The 18,707-nt window shown below is 62.9% G+C and carries 16 protein-coding genes and 2 riboswitches; of the genes, 11 read left to right on the forward strand and 5 right to left on the reverse strand.

Annotated elements, in window-relative coordinates; translation table 11 throughout:
• Positions 1-148 precede the first annotated feature (148 nt).
• Positions 149-733, forward strand: coding sequence for a Fe-S biogenesis protein NfuA (gene nfuA, locus ACZ445_RS12865; RefSeq protein ID WP_003173594.1), 585 nt, complete (start codon positions 149-151; stop codon positions 731-733).
• A gap of 187 nt (positions 734-920) precedes the next feature.
• Here the strand turns inward: nfuA and cobM are convergent, their stop codons facing one another.
• The 4 genes from cobM to ACZ445_RS12885 form a co-directional block, all read right to left on the reverse strand.
• The gene (gene cobM, locus ACZ445_RS12870) at positions 921-1,667 is read right to left on the reverse strand and encodes a precorrin-4 C(11)-methyltransferase (RefSeq protein ID WP_310864105.1); all 747 of its coding nucleotides are present in this window, start codon (positions 1,665-1,667) and stop codon (positions 921-923) included.
• A 69-nt stretch (positions 1,668-1,736) separates the two neighbouring features.
• Positions 1,737-2,129, reverse strand: a complete 393-nt coding sequence (locus ACZ445_RS12875; RefSeq protein ID WP_179040949.1) for a cobalamin biosynthesis protein — start codon at positions 2,127-2,129, stop codon at positions 1,737-1,739.
• A complete protein-coding gene (locus ACZ445_RS12880; protein ID WP_058427814.1) occupies positions 2,126-2,827 on the reverse strand; it encodes a CbtA family protein in 702 nt (233 codons plus the stop codon). Before ACZ445_RS12880 ends, ACZ445_RS12875 begins: the two co-directional genes overlap by 4 nt.
• A gap of 11 nt (positions 2,828-2,838) precedes the next feature.
• The gene (locus ACZ445_RS12885; protein ID WP_012723860.1) at positions 2,839-3,027 is read right to left on the reverse strand and encodes a CbtB domain-containing protein; all 189 of its coding nucleotides are present in this window, start codon (positions 3,025-3,027) and stop codon (positions 2,839-2,841) included.
• Between the two features lie 97 nt (positions 3,028-3,124).
• Positions 3,125-3,328: riboswitch (cobalamin riboswitch) on the reverse strand.
• Between the two features lie 681 nt (positions 3,329-4,009).
• Positions 4,010-4,209: riboswitch (cobalamin riboswitch) on the forward strand.
• 93 nt (positions 4,210-4,302) lie between these two features.
• On the opposite strand from ACZ445_RS12885, the gene cobW reads away from it, so the two are divergent.
• The 4 genes from cobW to ACZ445_RS12905 all read left to right on the forward strand — a co-directional run bounded on the left by cobW (position 4,303) and on the right by ACZ445_RS12905 (position 10,997).
• Positions 4,303-5,364, forward strand: a complete 1,062-nt coding sequence (cobW, locus tag ACZ445_RS12890; RefSeq protein ID WP_092248911.1) for a cobalamin biosynthesis protein CobW — start codon at positions 4,303-4,305, stop codon at positions 5,362-5,364.
• A gap of 3 nt (positions 5,365-5,367) precedes the next feature.
• Complete coding sequence (cobN, locus tag ACZ445_RS12895; protein ID WP_464708411.1) at positions 5,368-9,129, forward strand: cobaltochelatase subunit CobN; 3,762 nt, start codon at positions 5,368-5,370, stop codon at positions 9,127-9,129.
• 213 nt (positions 9,130-9,342) lie between these two features.
• Entirely contained in the window at positions 9,343-10,341 is a 999-nt protein-coding gene (locus tag ACZ445_RS12900) for an ATP-binding protein (protein ID WP_058424903.1), read from the forward strand.
• Positions 10,266-10,997, forward strand: a complete 732-nt coding sequence (locus ACZ445_RS12905; protein WP_183133335.1) for a vWA domain-containing protein — start codon at positions 10,266-10,268, stop codon at positions 10,995-10,997. Before ACZ445_RS12900 ends, ACZ445_RS12905 begins: the two co-directional genes overlap by 76 nt.
• A gap of 107 nt (positions 10,998-11,104) precedes the next feature.
• On the opposite strand, the gene ACZ445_RS12910 is transcribed toward ACZ445_RS12905, so the two are convergent.
• A complete protein-coding gene (locus ACZ445_RS12910; protein WP_058424902.1) occupies positions 11,105-12,058 on the reverse strand; it encodes a DUF1853 family protein in 954 nt (317 codons plus the stop codon).
• A 145-nt stretch (positions 12,059-12,203) separates the two neighbouring features.
• Between ACZ445_RS12910 and ACZ445_RS12915 the strand changes: the two genes are divergently transcribed.
• The 6 genes from ACZ445_RS12915 to pepN are packed head-to-tail and all read left to right on the forward strand — an operon-like array spanning position 12,204 to position 18,704.
• Positions 12,204-13,094, forward strand: coding sequence for an NAD(+) kinase (locus ACZ445_RS12915; protein WP_038845279.1), 891 nt, complete (start codon positions 12,204-12,206; stop codon positions 13,092-13,094).
• Positions 13,091-14,065 (forward strand): metallophosphoesterase, encoded by a 975-nt coding sequence (locus tag ACZ445_RS12920; protein WP_179029684.1) that lies wholly within the window; start codon positions 13,091-13,093, stop codon positions 14,063-14,065. Before ACZ445_RS12915 ends, ACZ445_RS12920 begins: the two co-directional genes overlap by 4 nt.
• Positions 14,062-14,931, forward strand: coding sequence for a rhomboid family intramembrane serine protease (locus tag ACZ445_RS12925; RefSeq protein ID WP_058424900.1), 870 nt, complete (start codon positions 14,062-14,064; stop codon positions 14,929-14,931). The genes ACZ445_RS12920 and ACZ445_RS12925 overlap by 4 nt, the downstream gene beginning before the upstream one ends.
• A gap of 14 nt (positions 14,932-14,945) precedes the next feature.
• Positions 14,946-15,206, forward strand: a complete 261-nt coding sequence (locus tag ACZ445_RS12930; RefSeq protein ID WP_017528545.1) for a YeaC family protein — start codon at positions 14,946-14,948, stop codon at positions 15,204-15,206.
• Complete coding sequence (locus tag ACZ445_RS12935) at positions 15,203-16,033, forward strand: DUF2797 domain-containing protein (RefSeq protein WP_058424899.1); 831 nt, start codon at positions 15,203-15,205, stop codon at positions 16,031-16,033. Before ACZ445_RS12930 ends, ACZ445_RS12935 begins: the two co-directional genes overlap by 4 nt.
• Positions 16,034-16,046: 13 nt before the next feature.
• The gene (gene pepN, locus ACZ445_RS12940; protein ID WP_464708412.1) at positions 16,047-18,704 is read left to right on the forward strand and encodes an aminopeptidase N; all 2,658 of its coding nucleotides are present in this window, start codon (positions 16,047-16,049) and stop codon (positions 18,702-18,704) included.
• Positions 18,705-18,707 lie beyond the last annotated feature (3 nt).

Genomic DNA, 18,707 nt, shown 5'->3' on the forward strand with positions numbered 1-18,707 from the left:
GTTAACGGCCACCTATGGTTCCGCCGTTACCCAAATAACGGATATGTACACCGTCCCCCCAAAAAAACCTATCCCGACAAAAACACTAGGACTTTGTACCTGCGTAATATTTTGGCGTAAACTGCCGGCAAGCCTGTGAGGAGTTTCCATGACTGCCATAACCATTACCGACGCCGCCCACGATTACCTGGCCGACCTGCTGTCCAAGCAGAACACCCCGGGTATCGGTATCCGCGTCTTTATCACCCAGCCCGGCACCCAGTATGCCGAGACTTGCATTGCCTACTGCAAGCCCGGCGAAGAGAAGCCTGAAGACACCGCCCTGGGGCTGAAAAGCTTCACCGCGTACATCGATGCCTTCAGCGAAGCGTTCCTTGACGATGCCGTGGTCGATTACGCCACCGATCGCATGGGCGGCCAATTGACCATCAAGGCGCCTAACGCCAAGGTGCCTAACGTCAACGCCGACAGCCCGGTCAACGAGCGTATCAACTACTACCTGCAGACCGAGATCAACCCTGGTCTGGCCAGCCATGGCGGCCAGGTCAGCCTGATCGACGTGGTTGAAGACGGGATTGCCGTGCTCAAGTTCGGCGGCGGCTGTCAGGGTTGTGGCCAGGCGGACGTGACCTTGCGTGAGGGTATCGAGCGCACCTTGCTCGAGCGTATTCCGGAGCTCAAGGGCGTACGTGACGTGACCGACCACACGCAGAAAGAAAACGCCTACTACTGAGTAAGGCGTTCGCTGCGGACATAAAAAACGGCGCCCCGTGAGCGCCGTTTTTTTATGCTTAAAATTCAGTGAGTTGAGCCATCCACCTAATGTTGAATGTTAAGCGAGAAAATCGAGCTGTCAGATTTTTTGTTTTGTATTAATTTATTAAAATCAAAAGGTTATGTGTTTTTTGTGATGTTGATTGTCAAGGTCGATAAAGGTGCGCATGCCCCGCTCGGTACAACGATGACTCACTGAAACTGTCACTCGCCAACACCCGACCCACCACAATCAACGCCGTGCGCCGAAACCCCTTGGCCGCTACTTTTTCGGCAATGTCGCTGAGGGTGCCGACCGCCCAATCCTGATCCGGCCACGTCGCCCGGTGCACCACGGCAATCGGACAATCCGCCCCATAGTGCGGCGCCAGTTCGGCAACGATCTTGTCCAGGTGGTTGACCCCCAGATGAATCGCCATGGTGGTGCCATGTCGTGCCAAGCTGTCGAAATCCTCACCGGCCGGCATGCTGGTTTTATCCGCATAGCGGGTCAGGATCACGCTCTGGGCGATGTCGGGCAGGGTCAGCTCGGTTTCCAACAGGGCCGCGCAAGCGGCCACCGCCGTGACGCCAGGGATGATCTGGAAGGGGACGCCCAGCTCGCGCAAATAGCGGATCTGTTCGCCAATCGCGCCATACAGGCTGGGGTCACCGGAGTGCACGCGCGCCACATCCTGGCCCTTGGCATGGGCGGCCTTGATCAAGTCGATGATCTGTTTCAGGTGCAATTCGGCGCTGTTGACCAGCGTTTCTGCCTGATGACCTTCCAGTACCGCCGCCGGCACCAGCGAGCCGGCATAGATGATCACCGGGCAACTGCGGATCAGCCGCTGGCCCTTGACGGTGATCAATTCCGGGTCGCCGGGGCCTGCGCCGATGAAGTAGACGGTCATGGGGAATCCTGATGAAAAACGGGCGAGCATGAAATCTGCTCATGATCGGAAGCGGCGATTATCGGGTTTTCAGTCGGCGCACGCCAATGCAAATGTGGCCTGGGCGGTTTTCTGGCGGGTGATCAGCAGGCGCGCAGGGGCGTTGGCGAGGTGTTCGGCCAGGGCCAGGGCGGCGCTTTCGGCGATGCCGTAACAGCCGGTGTGGGCAAAAGCCACGTCCGATTGATGGCTCAACCGGTCTGCATAAATCGCCAGTTGTTCAGCGCTGAAGCACTGCAACGGCAGATTCAGCAGCGCGGCCAAGCCCAGCAGCCCGGGTTCTTCCTGTTTGCGATCAATGCTGGCCAGCGCGCTGACGCGGTGGCGCTCGATACCGCCCTCGATGAGGGCGGCGTCAAACAGGGCCAGCAGGGTGTGAACATCACAGCCCCGCTGGCAGCCCAGGCCGACGACCAGTTTCACGCCGAGTATTGATCGTCACGGTTACGCCGGAACAGCCAGGCGCTGATCAGGCCCAAGGCCAGCCAGAACGCCACGTTGGTCAACTGCGAAGCAATCTTGAACTGCGCTTCCAGTGCTTCCGGGGCCAGCATCGAATGCACTTCCGGTTGTGGCGCGCCGATCACGTGCGGCACTACGAGGATCGCGGCGCCCAGCGCCTTGAGCAGCCAGTTGCGCCCGAACACGATCAGTGCGATACCGGCAGCGGTAGACGCGGCGGTACCGATCCACCAGATCTGCCGTTGTGCCAGGTCAGCAGCTGCGGTGCCTGGCAGTTCGGGCGGCAGACCCAGGGTTGGCGCCAATACAAAGGTCGCGTAGCCCGCCAAGCCCCAGAGCAGGCCTTGGGCGGTACGGGTCGGTGCACGCAGGGTGTACAGGCCGGCCAGCATCAACGCGAAGCCAACGGCGACCACCAGGTTGCCGCCCGTGGTGGACAGCACGCGCTGCCAGCCGTCTTGCGGCTCCCAGGCTTCGGCGTCATGGGTATGTGCAGCCGCACCTTCGGCGTGCTCGTGCACCTCGGTCGCTGCCGGGGCCTTTTCAAAGGTCTCCGCCTGCAGGATCAGCGGGGCGACCCAGAAACTTTGCAGCAAGGTCAGCAGCAGGGCAGCCAGAAGGCCGGTGAAACCTGCGGTTTGCGCAATACGCTTGATCATGTCGGCAGGTCTCAGTGGCACGGGAACGCGGCGCTGTGGCGGGTATCGTGGGCAGCGTTGTGTACTGCCTCAATGTGCGAGAAACCGGCGAAGTACACCAGGCACGCACCGAGGATCGACGCACCGATGGCGGCGGTCAGGCGTTGGCTCAGGGTAGAGGTGCTGCTGGCGGAGTGCGAAGTGCTGCTGATGATCGACATGGCGCGTCCCTTTCAGGTGTCAGGGTGAAACGAGCGCATGAAAACCCCGCGAGCCGGGCACGCAGGGCTTTGAACAGCGCCCGCCCACCGCGGGTTTGTTATCTGATTTTTTCGGGCCGGTCTCCGGGCTTGCGAGGGGCTCAATGCCTGAAAACGTCGCCTTCCCATGCCGCCTGGCACAGTGGATATGACGTTTCGCTCGCTTACCGTTGCGGGGGCAGCACCGGACTGTCATGCGTGTGCATGAGTCACCGGTTTCCCGTTTCACCCTTTGCAGGGCACCCGAAACAAGATGTGTAGGAGAGCATGGGGGTGGGAGGGGAGTCAATTGGGTATGTGGGTACATATCCGTTATTTGGGTAACGGCGGCTTATGGTTCCGCCCCTACGGCGGCCCACGTATTCAAGCCTGCGTTCGGCCTGCGTGTTTGACGGGGCGCCCCAGATCAAAAACAAGAGCGCGGCGGCCTTAGAGCCGACCGGATTGTATGGGCGGTACTCGGTCAAAGTGTGGGAGGGGGCTTGCCCCCGATGGCAGTGTGTCAGTCACTGCTGAGTTGGCTGACACACCGCCATCGGGGGCAAGCCCCCTCCCACAGTTTGATCTTCATGTATCAGTTGAAGGGTGGTTTGCTCTGGATCTGGATCTGGATCTGGATCTGGATCTGGATCTGGATCTGGCTGTGGCTGTGGCTGTGGCTCTGACTTTTGATCTGCTTTTGATTTTGATCTTAGCCGCCCCGCGCCATGGATGGCGCGGGGCGGCGGCCCCCCAAATCCCTGTCGGATTACGGGCATACCGAGCCTAAGCGAGGTGCCGAGTGTTGGAGCAAGAGCCCTTTGCTTACTTTGGGCTGGGCCGGCATTCCGGCTTTTCCAAAGTGAGCCGCCGTAAGGGCGGAACCAATATCAGCCGTTACCGCAGCAACGGATATGTACACAAGCCAACCCAACCCCATCATTGACCATCCCCCAAGCACTGCGTAGCCTTGCACCCTCGAGGTTCTTCGGCCCAGGCCGAAGCTAAGAAGGGAACGCGGTCCAAGCCGCGGCTGCCCCCGCAACTGTAAAGGGTCCAGTTGACTGCCACGCCACTGCCGACAAGGCGGGAAGGCGCAGCCAGCGCCGGTCGCAAGACCTGCAAGCCCCAAGCCAGGAGACCTGCCTCGCAACCGATTTTCTACTTCAACCGGGCGGGGTGATCCGGTGACGAAATCCGCTGCTGCGCGCCGTCGCAGCGCCAATCGTCCCATATGCCCGCCCCCAAGGGCATCCGATGAAAACACTGGCCAAACTCCCCGTCACCATCGTCACCGGCTTCCTCGGCTCGGGCAAGACCACCCTGCTGCGCCATATGCTCGACAACGCCCAGGGCCGTCGCATCGCGGTGATCGTCAATGAATTCGGCGAGCTGGGCATCGACGGTGAAATCCTCAAGCAATGCGCCATCGGTTGCACCGAAGAAGAGGCCAGCGGCCGCGTCTACGAATTGGCCAATGGCTGCCTGTGCTGCACCGTGCAGGAGGAGTTCTTCCCGGTAATGCGCGAACTGGTCGCCCGTCGCGGTGACCTTGACCATATCCTTATCGAAACCTCCGGCCTGGCGCTGCCAAAGCCGTTGGTACAAGCCTTCCAGTGGCCGGAAATCCGCAGCGCCTGCACCGTTGACGCGGTGATCACCGTGGTCGACAGCCCGGCCGTCGCCGCTGGCACCTTCGCGGCATTCCCGGACCAAGTGGACGCCCAGCGCAAGCTCGACCCCAACCTGGACCACGAATCGCCGCTGCACGAGCTGTTCGCCGACCAACTGGCCAGTGCCGACCTGGTGATCCTCAACAAGACCGACCTGATCAGCGCCGAAGACCTGGCCCGCGTGCGCCTGGAAGTCGCCGAAGAGCTGCCGCCGGCGGTGAAGATCGTCGAAGCCAGCAGCGGTCGCTTGCCCCTGGATGTACTGATCGGCCTGGGCGCCGGTTCCGAGGAGCACATCGACGGCCGCCACAGCCACCACGATCATCACCACGAAGGTGAAGACGACCACGACCACGATGCGTTCGACTCGATCTCCATCGACCTGCCGCAAGCCGACGAAGCGCTGCTGCTCGACGCTCTGACGCAACTGGTGGTGCAACACGGCATCCTGCGCGTCAAAGGTTTCGCCGCCATCCCGAACAAGCCGATGCGCCTGCTGATCCAGGGTGTGGGCACGCGGTTCGACAAGCACTTCGACCGTGCCTGGGGCGCCGACGAAGCGCGCACCACGCGCCTGGTGCTGATCGGCCAGGAACTGGACGCGGCGGGCCTCGAAGCGCAACTGCGCGCCGCGCTCAGCGTCTGACCCATGCACCTGCTCAGGACCCAGCCCGGTGGTTTCGTCTCGGACGACAATATTGCCGACCTCGGACAAACCCCCGCTGACCTGGTGATCCTGTGCAGCGGCGATTCCAGCCTGGCACTGCTGGCCGAAGCGGCCCAGCAGTTGCCCGACGACTACCCGAGCCTGCGCCTGGCCAACCCGATGCAGGTGCAGAACCATGCCTCGGTCGACCTGTACGTCGATGAAGTGCTGCGCCATGCCAAGGTCATCCTGATCTCGCTGCATGGCGGTATCGGTTACTGGCGCTACGGCATCGAGCGCCTGGTGGAACTGGCCGAGCTCGGTGTGCAACTGATCCTGGTGCCGGGGGATGATCGCCCGGACCCGGAACTCAGCGGGCTGAGCACCGTCGGTGCAGAAGAACGTGATCGGCTGTGGCACTTCCTGCGTCAGGGCGGCCTGGGCAATGCCCTGGATTTCTATCGCTGCCTGGCCAGCGCTTACCTGGGTCGCGACTATGCCTGGGGCGAGCCACACACCCTGCCACGCACGGCGATCTATCACCCGCACCATGCCAACGCCCGCCTGAACCATTGGCAGGCAGACTGGAACGCCGACTGGCCGGTGGCGGCGGTGCTGTTCTACCGCTCCCATTTGCAGGCGGCCAATACCGGTTTTATCGATGTGTTTTGCCAGCGCCTGCACGCGGCGGGCCTCAACCCGTTACCGATGGCGGTGGCCAGTTTGAAAGAACCCGGCTGCCTGGCGGTGGTCGAGGAGCTGCTGGATGAGGTCGGCGCGGCGGTGATCCTGAACACCACCGGCTTCGCCCAATCCAGCCCTGAAGCGCCGCATTTGCGCCCGTTTCGCCGCAATATCCCGGTGATCCAGGCCATCTGCGCCCAGGACAACCAGCCCGGCTGGGAAGCCAGCGAGCAGGGCCTCGGCCCCCGCGACCTGGCGATGCACATCGCGTTGCCGGAGCTGGATGGACGCATCATCAGCCGGCCCATCAGCTTCAAGGACCTGGCCTGGCGCAGCGAGCGCAGCCAGTCGGATGTGGTGTGCTACCGCGCCGCGCCCGAACGCATGGATTTTGTCGCCGAGCTGGCGCGGCGTTGGGTCGAGTTGGCGCGGGTGCCGAATGCGGATAAACGCATTGCGCTGATCCTCGCCAACTACCCGACCCGCGACGGTCGCATCGGCAACGGTGTGGGCCTGGATACGCCGGCGGCGGCGCTGAATATCCTGCGTGCCTTGCAAGCCGAAGGCTATCCGCTGCCGGACGTATTGCCCGACAGCGGCACGGCGCTGATCCATGATTTGCTCGGCGGCGTCACCAACGACCTGGACAGCCTCGACCTGCGCCCTTGCCATCAAAGCCTGGGCCTGGACGAGTACGAGACGATGTTCCAGCGCCTGCCCGAAGCCAATCGCCAGGCGGTGCTGGAACGCTGGGGCACCCCGCAAAACGATCCGATGTGCCGCGACGGCCGCCTGATGATCGCCGGCCTGCGCCTGGGCCTGACGTTTGTCGGCATCCAGCCGGCGCGGGGTTACCAGGTGGACGCCAGCGCGGTGTACCACGACCCGGACCTGGTGCCGCCCCACGCTTACCTGGCGTTCTACTTCTGGCTGCGCCACACCTACGGCGCCCACGGCGTGATCCACGTGGGCAAGCACGGCAACCTGGAGTGGCTGCCGGGCAAGGGCGTGGGCCTGTCGGAAAACTGCTGGCCCGACGCATTGCTGGGGCCGCTGCCGAATATCTACCCGTTTATCGTCAACGACCCGGGCGAGGGCGCCCAGGCCAAGCGGCGCACCCAGGCGGTGATCATCGATCACCTGATGCCGCCGCTGACCCGTGCCGAAACCTATGGCCCGCTGCGCAACCTGGAGCTGCTGGCGGACGAGTATTACGAAGCACAGTTGCTCGATCCGCGCCGTGCCCTGGAACTGCAAAAGGACATCCTCAAGCTGGTGCGCGAAACCCGCATCGACCAGGAACTTGAGCTGGAGAGCGATGCCGATGCCGCTGTGTGGCTGCCGCGCCTGGACACTTACCTGTGTGACTTGAAGGAGTCGCAGATCCGCGACGGCCTGCATATTTTTGGCGAGTCGCCCGAGGGCCGCCTGCGTATCGACACCTTGCTGGCGCTGCTGCGCATCCCGCGTGGCGATGGTCGAGGCCCGCAGTCGAGCTTGCTGCGCGTGCTGGCCAAGGCCTTCGAACTGGGCTTCGACCCGCTGGACTGCGCCCTGGCTGAGCCCTGGACCGGACGCCGGCCGCTGGTGCTGCAGAAGATCGATGGGCAGTTGTGGCGCACCGCCGGTGATACCCGCGAGCGCCTGGAGCTGTACGCCGCGCGGTTGATCGAGCAAGCCCTGGAAGGGCCGCTTGAACAGCTGGAAGAACCCGGCTGGGAAGATGTGAAAGCCGTGATCGAAAGCCTGCGTATTGTCGTGGCGCCTCGGCTGGATGCCTGTGGCCCGGCGGAAATGCGCGGATTGCTGGATGCCCTGGGCGGCCGTTTCGTACCTGCTGGCCCCAGTGGTGCGCCGAGTCGTGGGCGTTTGGATGTGCTGCCCACTGGGCGCAACTTTTTCACCGTGGATGTGCGCAACCTGCCCACCACCACCGCCTGGCGCATCGGTTTCCAGTCGGCCAACCTGATTCTGGAGCGGCACCTGCAAGACCATGGCGACCACCTGCGCCAACTCGGCTTGTCAGTGTGGGGCACTGCGACTATGCGCACCGGCGGCGATGACATCGCCCAGGCCATGGCGCTGATGGGCGTGCGTCCGGTGTGGGCGACGGGCAGCCAGCGCGTGGATGACTTTGAAATCCTGCCGATCAGCCTGCTCGACCGCCCGCGGGTTGACGTGACGTTGCGTGTATCCGGCTTCTTCCGTGATGCCTTTGCCAACCTGATCCGCCTGTTCGATGCGGCGGTGCAGGCGGTGGCTGCGCTGGACGAACCGGATGATCTGAACCCCCTGGCTGCCAAGGTGCGTAGCGAGCGTGAAGCGTTGCTGGCGTCCGGCCTGGATGCAGAGGCAGCAGCAAAACAGGCTGGCTGGCGCATCTTCGGTGCCAAGCCTGGCGCGTATGGTGCTGGTGTGCAAGGCGCAATCGACGGGCGACTGTGGCAAAGCCGTGAAGACCTGGCTGAGGTTTACCTGAACTGGGGCGGCTACGCCTATGGCGCTTCGGATGACGGCACCGCTGCCCGCGCGCAATTCGCCCAGCGCCTGAGCCAGGTGCAGGCCGTTTTGCAGAACCAGGACAACCGCGAGCACGACCTGCTCGATTCCAATGACTACTACCAATTCCAGGGCGGCATGCTCGCCGCCGTGGAAACCCTGAGCGGCGACAAGGCCGCCAGCTACCACGGCGACCATAGCCAGCCGGACTTGCCGAAGATCCGCACATTGAAGGAAGAGCTGAACCGGGTGATCCGTTCCCGCGCGGCCAACCCCAAGTGGATCGAAGGCGTGAAGCGCCATGGCTATAAAGGTGCGTTTGAAATGGCGGCGACCGTGGACAACCTGTTCGCCTTCGACGCCACCACCGCACTGATCGACGATCACCAATATGCATTGTTGGCCGACGCCTATTTGCTCGACCCCGACACCCGGGCCTTTGTGCAACAGCACAACCCCGATGCACTGCGCGACATGACCGAGCGCATGCTCGAAGCCCAGCAGCGTGGCCTGTGGCAGGAGCCGGGGGCATACCGCGAGGCGTTGGAAAACCTGTTGCTGGATATAGAAGAGGATGGCTGAGATGTCACGCCTGGCCTATGTGGCATGTGAGGCTACTGTGGCTGGTGTGGCTAGGCTAGTGTGGCGAGCGGGCTTGCCCCGCGTTGGGCTGCGAAGCGGCCCCAAAAAAAAGCGGGAGCGCTGCACACTCCAACGCGGGGCAAACCCGCTCGCCACAACAAGCCCGCTCTCCACAGGGCAGCTGCTGAACGATGAAATTGATCGAGGGTTTGCATGACTGATATTCCCCATTTCCCGCTGTCCGCCGTGGTCGGTGCCGATGACCTGAAACTGGCGCTGTGCCTGACCGCCATCGACCCGAAGATCGGCGGTGTGCTGATCGAAGGCCCGCGCGGCATGGCCAAGTCCACCCTGGCGCGGGGGTTGGCGGATCTGCTGGCCAGCGGTCAATTCGTGACATTGCCCTTGGGCGCCACCGAAGAACGCCTGGTCGGCACGCTGGACCTGGACGCCGCATTGGGTGAAGGTCGGGCCCAGTTCTCCCCCGGCGTATTGGCCAAGGCCGACGGCGGCGTGTTGTACGTCGATGAAGTCAATTTGCTGCCCGACCATCTGGTAGACCTGCTGCTGGACGTGGCCGCCAGCGGCACCAACCTGATCGAACGCGATGGCATTTCCCATCGCCATTCGGCGCGCTTCGTGCTGATCGGCACCATGAACCCGGAGGAGGGTGAGTTGCGTCCGCAACTGCTCGACCGCTTCGGTTTCAACGTCGCCTTGAGAGGGCAGACCTTGCCAGCCGAGCGTGGGCAGATCATCCGGCGTCGCCTGGATTTCGACAGCGACCCTCTTGCCTTCTGCGCGCAGTGGGACGCGCCACAAGCGGCATTGCGTGAGCGCTGCACCCAGGCACGGGCGCGGCTCGACAGCATTGCACTGGATGACTTGGCACTGGCGCAGATCACCGAGCGCTGCTTTGCGGCGGGGGTTGATGGCCTGCGTGCGGACCTTGTCTGGTTGCGCGGCGCCAGGGCCCATGCCGCGTGGCGGGGAGCCAGCGCCATCGCCGAGGAAGACATCCAGGCGGTGGCCGAATTTGCCCTGCGCCATCGCCGTCAGGAACAGTCCCCTCCGGCCAGCCCACCGAGCGAAGGGCAGTCGCCGAAATCCTCCGACACCTCCCCCGGTCAAGGCCAATGGGGCGATATGCCCGCACCGGCGCTACCCACGGGTGCACGCCGGGATGTGCCCACCTGGCCAAAAAAGCCCTAGGCATTCGCCCTCGACCTGACGCGGGGGCGGATGCGCGACCCAAGGCAGGGCGACTAGGCATCGGCAGGCACGGTAAGGCACGCAGCGCGAAGCAGGGCGCGATCAACTGGCCGGGCACCTTGCTCGGTGGTCGGCCACAAACGCGAGAGGACTTGCTGTTTCACCTGCGCAGTCGTGCGGCCCATGAGCTGTGGTTGGTGATTGTCGATGCGTCGGCATCCACCCGACGGCATCGAGCACTCACCGACGCCAAGGGCTTGTTGGCGCAGTTGTTTGATGACGCCTACCGCCAGCGGGCACGGATGGCGTTGTTGACGGCCAGCGGGCAAGTGCCGAAGTGGCAGGTGCAAGGGTTGAAAGCGGCCAAGGGCTTGGCGGGTTGGCTGGAACAGTTGGGGGCGGGCGGCGGTACGCCATTGCTGGCGGCGCTTGTCGAGGCCGGAAATTGGCTGGCATTGCGGCGCAAGCGCTACCCGGCTGAACAACAGCGGTTACTGGTGATCACTGACGGGCGACTCAAGGAAGTTAATGGGCTACCGCAGTTGGAGTGCCCGGGCTTGCTGGTGGATATCGAGCGTGGGCCGATCAGGTTGGGTCGCGCGCAGCAGCTGGCGGCAGGGTTGCAGTTGGAGTATCGGCATATCGATCAGCTGTAGTGCCTGGGCAACCGCTATCGGGGGCAAGCCCCCTCCCACATTTGGAATGCATTCCCCTGTGGGAGGGGGCTTGCCCCCGATGAGGCCCTGACATTCACGACAAAACCTCAGCCCGCCCCCGCCCCCGGCACATTCGGCCAAAGATCCGCCACCAGAAACAACCGCTCGGCTTCCTCCCAATCCTCACCCACCTGCACCAGCCGCACCAGCAGCTGCGCCGGAGCCATCGGGTCCAGGTCGGCCAGCCAGCCGTGCATCTGTTCTTCGCTCCACACTTCTTCCGTGGGGTAGTGCGCCGGCGCCAGCCAGGCATGCCGGGGCAGGGGTTGCCAACGGCCCGGTTGCCTGCGGCTGACAAACGCCTGCCAATCGCGCTGATGCAGCCAGCGCCCACGCAAATGCTGCGGATGGGCACCACTGGGGGCCTCGGCTTCGCCGGGCCAGGGGTAGAGCAGGTAGCCCCCCAACCATAAATGCGCATCAAACTGTTGGACATCCAGCGCGGCCAGCACTTCACGGCTTTCCTCCCGCGCCGATATCGGCAACTGATGCTGGGCCAGATGCGCCAGCTTGCGGTCCAGTCGGTCATGACAGCCCGGCCCCAGCCACTGTGCGGTGTCCTGGCCATCACCGTTCTGTGGCCCCAGATACAGCTTGATCGCCAGTTCCAGGTGGTGCACGCCATCGCGGTCGCGCAGCAACATGTCCAGCTCGCCGAGGGTGTGACCGGCACGGCGGATGGGCAGGTTGGCGGCCAGCAACTCCACGCCCGGCGCATGCTGCACCGCAAACTGCCACAGGCGTTCGTAATACAGACCCAGGCGACGCGTGCGCGACAGGCTCAACCATTGCTGCAAGGCGCTGCTGTCCCGGTCCAGCTCGCGCAGCCAGCGTTCCAGCAAATGCGGCGCCTGCACCCAGTCGCTGCCGGCCAGCGGGTGGCGTTGCGGCCACGGCGTTTGCGCGAGCATCGGCGGGGCGAGCATGACCCACGCCAGGTCGCGCACCTCGGGGTGGCGCAGCTGGCGGGGCAGGTTGTGCAGGTCGGGGAACACAGTCATGGTCCGAGCATAGCCTTTTAACTGCGTTGAAGGTGGCTGAGAACCGTTGTCATCAAGGCTTCACGGCGACAAAGGATTTTGCCTGGGGCGGCCTTTCGCCCATAATCGTTCTTTTTTGCCACACTCCACATCCCGCAGGAGCCCCATGGAGCAATTTCGCAATATCGGCATTATCGGTCGCCTGGGCAGTACCCAGGTGTTGGACACCGTCCGCCGGCTGAAAAAATTCCTGCTGGACCGCCACCTGCATGTGATCCTCGAAGACACCATCGCTGAAATCCTGCCCGGCCACGGCCTGCAGACCTCGTCGCGCAAGATGCTCGGTGAAGTCTGCGACATGGTCATCGTGGTCGGCGGCGACGGCAGCCTGCTCGGCGCCGCCCGTGCGCTGGCGCGGCATAACGTGCCGGTATTGGGGATCAACCGAGGCAGCCTGGGGTTCCTCACCGATATCCGCCCGGATGAACTGGAAGTCGAAGTGGCCAAGGTGCTCGACGGCCATTACCTGGTGGAGAACCGCTTCCTGCTGCAAGCCGAAGTACGCCGTCACGGCGAGGCCATCGGCCAGGGCGATGCGCTCAATGACGTGGTGCTGCATCCTGGCAAATCTACGCGGATGATCGAATTCGAGCTGTATATCGACGGCCAGTTCGTGTGCAGCCAGAAGGCCGACGGCCTGATCGTCGCCACGCCCACCGGCTCCACCGCCTACGCGCTGTCGGCGGGTGGCCCGATCATGCATCCCAAGCTGGATGCCATTGTGATCGTGCCGATGTACCCCCATATGTTGTCGAGCCGGCCGATTGTGGTCGACGGCAACAGTGAGCTGAAAATCGTGGTGTCCAAAGACATGCAGATCTACCCGCAGGTGTCGTGCGACGGGCAGAACCATTTCACCTGCGCCCCCGGTGACACCATCACCGTGAGCAAGAAGGCACAGAAGTTGCGGTTGATCCACCCGCTGGACCACAACTACTACGAAGTGTGCCGTACCAAGCTGGGCTGGGGCAGCCGCTTGGGGGGTGGAGGCGACTGATGCTCGATCCCGCGCGTAGCTACGACCTGATTGGTGACGTGCACGGTTGCGCCCACACCCTTGAGCACTTGCTCGACCTGTTGGGCTACCACAAGCAGGGCGGCACCTGGCGCCATCCCACGCGTATGGCGGTGTTCCTCGGCGATATCATCGACCGTGGCCCGCGCATCCGCGAGGCGCTGCATATCGTCCATGATATGACCGAGGCCGGCCAGGCGCTGTGCATCATGGGCAACCACGAGTTCAACGCCCTGGGCTGGACCACACCGGCACCGCCGGGCAGTGGCAAGCAGTTCGTGCGCGAGCACAACCCACGGCATGCGCGGTTGATCCACGAGACCCTGACCCAGTTCGAACATCACCCGGCCGACTGGCACGACTTCCTCGGCTGGTTCTACGACATGCCGCTGTTTGTCGACGCCGGGCGCTTTCGCGTGGTGCATGCGTGCTGGGACGATGGCTTTATCCAGCCGCTGCGTGCCACCTTCCCGGACGGCTGCATCGACCAGCATTTCCTGCAGGCCGCCGCCGTGCCGGGCAGTTTTGCCTGCAACGCGTTCGACCGCCTGTTGCGTGGCACCGACATGCGTTTACCGGACGGTCTCACGTTGACCGGCGGCGATGGCCTGACGCGCTCGTTCTTCCGCACCAAGTTCTGGGAAGACGATCCCAAGACCTACGGCGACATCGTGTTCCAGCCTGACGCACTGCCCGAGCCGGTGGCGCGTACACCGTTGTCGTCCACCGAAAAGAATTCCCTGCTGCGCTACGGCGTCGACGAACCGTTGTTGTTCGTCGGGCACTACTGGCGCAGCGGCAAACCGGCGCCGATCCGCCCGAACCTGGCCTGCCTGGACTACAGCGCAGTGCTGTACGGCAAGCTGGTGGCGTACCGTCTGGATCAGGAAACACGGCTGGACCCGAATAAATTCGTCTGGGTCGACGTTGAGCGGCCCGAGGTCATCCAATGAGTACCGTGGCCGTATTGCGCCTGCCACTGAGTGTGGACCTGGGCGGCTTTATCCAATTGCTGCAACGCATGCAGGTGCCCCATCGCGTCAGTGAAGAGGCCGGGGAGCAAGTGTTATGGGTACCCGAGACCATCAGCGACGACGTGCGCGTGTTGTACCAGCGTTTTCCCGCCGGTGACCCGGACCAGCAACTGGATATTCCCGAGCAGGCAGCGGCCAGGCGCCCTGGATTTGTCCAGCAACTGCGGCACAGCCCGTTGACCGCACTGGTGTTGCTGGCAAGCATCATCGTCGGCGCGGTGACCTTGCTCGGTGAAAACCTGCAAGCCATGAGCTGGCTGACGTTCCTGCAGTTTCGTATTGTCGGCGAGTACATCCAGTTCACGCCGTTGGCCGATAGCCTGGCGGCGGGGCAGTGGTGGCGGTTGGTCACGCCGATGCTGATCCACTTCGGCATCCTGCACCTGGCCATGAACGGCATGTGGTATTGGGAGCTGGGCCGGCGCATCGAAGCGCGCCAGGGCAGCATCAACCTGCTGGGCCTGACCCTGTTGTTCAGCCTGGTCTCCAACTACGCTCAATACGCTTATGGCGGCCCCGGCCTGTTCGGTGGGTTGTCCGGCGTGCTGTATGGCCTGCTCGGGCATTGCTGGATTTTTCAACTGCTGTCGCCCAACCCGGCCTATCGCCTGCCCCGTGGGGTGCTGGTGATGATGCTGGTCTGGCTACTGCTATGCCTGTCGGGGCTGGTCTCGATGATCGGTTTCGGCGAAATCGCCAATGCGGCCCATGTCGGCGGCTTGGTCATCGGTTGCCTGACAGGTTTGCTGGGCGGGCTGTACAGCCGCCGCAAATCGTCTATTTGATAAGGAAGAGCCTTATGTCCTCTTTTGCTGAAATGATCGAAAACATCACCCCGGACATCTACGAGAGCCTCAAGCTCGCCGTGGAAATCGGCAAGTGGTCCGATGGCCGCAAGCTCACCGCCGAACAGCGCGAGCTGTCGTTGCAGGCGGTGATCGCCTGGGAAATCCAGAACCTGCCGGAAGACCAGCGCACCGGCTACATGGGCCCGCAGGAATGCCAGTCGAAATCGACCACCGTGCCGAACATCCTGTTCAAGTCGGATGCGATCCATTGATTGAAATTGGTCGCGGTGCAGTCAGCAAGATGTCGGCGCAACTCGGTGAGCCGACCGTTCAATACGCGTTTCGCCTAGGCGACGCCGAGGTGCCGGTCAACCCGTTGATCGGCACCCACGTGCGCCTGGAATACCTGGGTGCCATCCATTGCAGCCATTGCGGCCGCAAGACCAAGACCAGCTTCAGCCAGGGGTATTGCTACCCGTGCATGACCAAGCTGGCCCAGTGTGACCTGTGCATCATGAGCCCCGAGCGTTGCCATTACGACGCCGGCACCTGCCGCGATCCAGGCTGGGGCGAAAAATTCTGCATGACCGACCATGTGGTGTACCTGGCGAACTCGTCGGGGATCAAGGTCGGCATCACCCGTGCCACCCAGTTGCCGACGCGCTGGCTCGACCAGGGCGCGAGCCAGGCACTGCCGATCATGCGCGTGGCGACCCGCCAGCAGTCCGGTTTTGTCGAAGACCTGTTCCGCAGTCAGGTGGCCGATAAGACCAACTGGCGTGCGCTGCTCAAGGGCGACGCCCAGTCCGTCGACCTCAAGCAGGTGCGTGACGAACTGTTCGCCGCCTGCGCCGACGGCCTGCTGGGATTGCAGGAACGCTTTGGCCTGCAGGCCATCCAACCGGTCACCGACATCGAGCCGCTCGAAATCTGCTACCCGGTGGAGCAGTATCCGGCGAAGATCGTCAGCTTCAACCTGGACAAGAACCCGATTGCCGAAGGCACGCTGCTGGGGATCAAGGGCCAGTACCTGATCTTCGATACCGGCGTGATCAATATTCGTAAGTACACGGCCTACCAGCTCGCCGTGCATCAGTAGAAGGATGCCACCCATGCGCACCGAACAACCGAAGATGATTTACCTCAAGGACTATCAGGCGCCGGACTACCTGATCGAAGAGACCCACCTGACCTTCGAGTTGTTCGAGGACCACAGCCTGGTCCACGCGCAACTGGTGATGCGCCGCAACCCTGAGCGCGGCGCAGGTTTGCCGCCGTTGGTGCTGGACGGCCAGCAGCTGGAGCTGCTGAGCGTAAACCTGGCCGATCAGGCACTGACCGCCGATGACTACGAACTGACCGACAGCCACCTGACGGTGCATCCGAACAGCGCGACGTTTACCCTGGACACCACGGTAAAGATCCACCCGGAAACCAATATCGCCCTGGAAGGCCTGTACAAGTCCGGCAGCATGTTCTGCACCCAGTGCGAGGCTGAGGGCTTTCGCAAGATCACCTATTACCTCGACCGCCCGGACGTGATGAGCACCTTCACCACCACGGTGATCGCCGAGCAACATCGCTACCCGATCCTGCTGTCCAACGGCAACCCGATCGCCAGCGGCCCCGGTGAAGATGGTCGTCACTGGGCAACCTGGGAAGACCCGTTCAAGAAACCGGCGTACCTGTTCGCCCTGGTGGCCGGCGACCTGTGGTGTGTCGAAGATACCTTCACCACCATGACCGACCGCACCGTGGCACTGCGCATCTACGTCGAACCGGAAAACATCGACAAGTGCCAGCACGCCATGACCAGCCTGAAAAAATCCATGCGCTGGGACGAGGAAACCTATGGCCGCGAGTACGACCTCGACATCTTCATGATCGTCGCGGTGAACGACTTCAACATGGGCGCCATGGAAAACAAGGGCCTCAACATCTTCAACTCCAGCGCCGTGCTGGCCCGCGCCGAAACCGCCACCGACGCCGCGCACCAGCGGGTCGAGGCGATTGTCGCCCACGAATACTTCCACAACTGGTCGGGCAACCGCGTGACCTGCCGCGACTGGTTCCAGCTGTCGCTCAAGGAAGGTTTCACCGTTTACCGTGACTCGCAATTCTCCGCCGACATGAACTCGGCCACTGTCAAGCGCATCCAGGACGTGGCGTACCTGCGTACCCATCAGTTCGCCGAAGACGCCGGTCCGATGGCCCACGCGGTGCGTCCGGACAGCTTTATCGAGATCTCCAACTTCTACACCCTGACCGTGTACGAAAAGGGCTCGGAAGTGGTCGGCATGATCCACACCTTGCTCGGTGCCGAAGGCTTCCGCAAAGGCAGCGACCTGTATTTCGAACGCCATGACGGCCAGGCAGTGACCTGCGACGACTTCATCAAGGCCATGGAAGACGCCAACGGCGCTGATTTGACGCAATTCAAACGCTGGTACAGCCAGGCCGGTACGCCGCGTCTGGCGGTGAGCGAGTCCTACGACGCTGCGGCGAAAACCTACAGCCTGACCTTCCGCCAGAGCTGCCCGGAAACCCCGGACAAGGTGGAGAAACTGCCGTTCGTGATTCCGGTGGAACTGGGCTTGCTGGACGGGAAGGGTGCCGGCATTGCCTTGCGCCTGGCCGGTGAAGCAACTGCTGCTGGCACGTCGCGGGTGATCTCGGTGACCGAGGCTGAACAGACCTTCACCTTCGTTGATATCGCCGAGCAGCCGTTGCCTTCGCTGCTGCGCGGGTTCTCGGCGCCGGTGAAGCTGAGCTTCCCGTACAGCCGCGACCAACTGATGTTCCTGATGCAGCATGACAGTGACGGTTTCAACCGTTGGGACGCCGGCCAGCAGTTGTCGGTGCAGGTGCTGCAGGAGTTGATTGAGCAGCATCAACAGGGCCAGGCCTTGAAGATGGATCAGCGCTTGATCACTGCGCTGCGCAGCGTGCTGAGTGATGAAAGCCTGGATCAGGCGATGGTCGCGGAAATGCTGTCGTTGCCGGGTGAAGCCTACCTGACCGAAATCAGCGAAGTGGCGGATGTGGATGCCATCCACGCCGCCCGTGAGTTTGCGCGCAAGCAACTGGCGGACAACCTGCACGAAGCGTTGTGGCTGCGTTACCAGGCCAACCGCGAGTTGTCCAAACAAACGCCGTATGTGGCGGCAGCCGAGCACTTTGCCCGCCGCGCGTTGCAGAACATCGCGCTGTCGTACCTGATGCTCAGTGGCAAGCCGGACGTGTTGGCAGCAACCATCGAACAGTTCGACACCAGTGACAACATGACCGAGCGCCTGACCGCGCTGGCAGTGCTGGTGAATTCGCCGTTCGAGGCAGAGAAGGCCAAGGCGCTGGCGGTATTTGCCGAGAACTTCAAGGACAACCCACTGGTCATGGACCAGTGGTTCAGCGTGCAGGCTGCAAGCACGTTGCCGGGTGGGTTGGCGCGGGTCAAGGCGTTGATGGAGCACCCGGCGTTTACCCTCAAGAACCCGAACAAGGTGCGTGCCTTGATCGGTGCCTTTGCCGGCCAGAACCTGATCAACTTCCACGCGGCGGATGGCTCGGGTTATCGCTTCCTGGCGGACCTGGTGATCCAGTTGAATGGCTTCAACCCGCAGATCGCTTCACGCCAGTTGGCGCCGCTGACCCGCTGGCGTAAATACGACAGTGCGCGTCAAGCGCTGATGAAGGCGGAGCTGGAGCGCATTCTGGCGTCCGGTGAGTTGTCGAGTGATGTGTTTGAGGTGGTCAGCAAAAGCCTTGCCTGAGTT

The sequence above is a fragment of the Pseudomonas allii genome, from assembly GCF_055380095.1.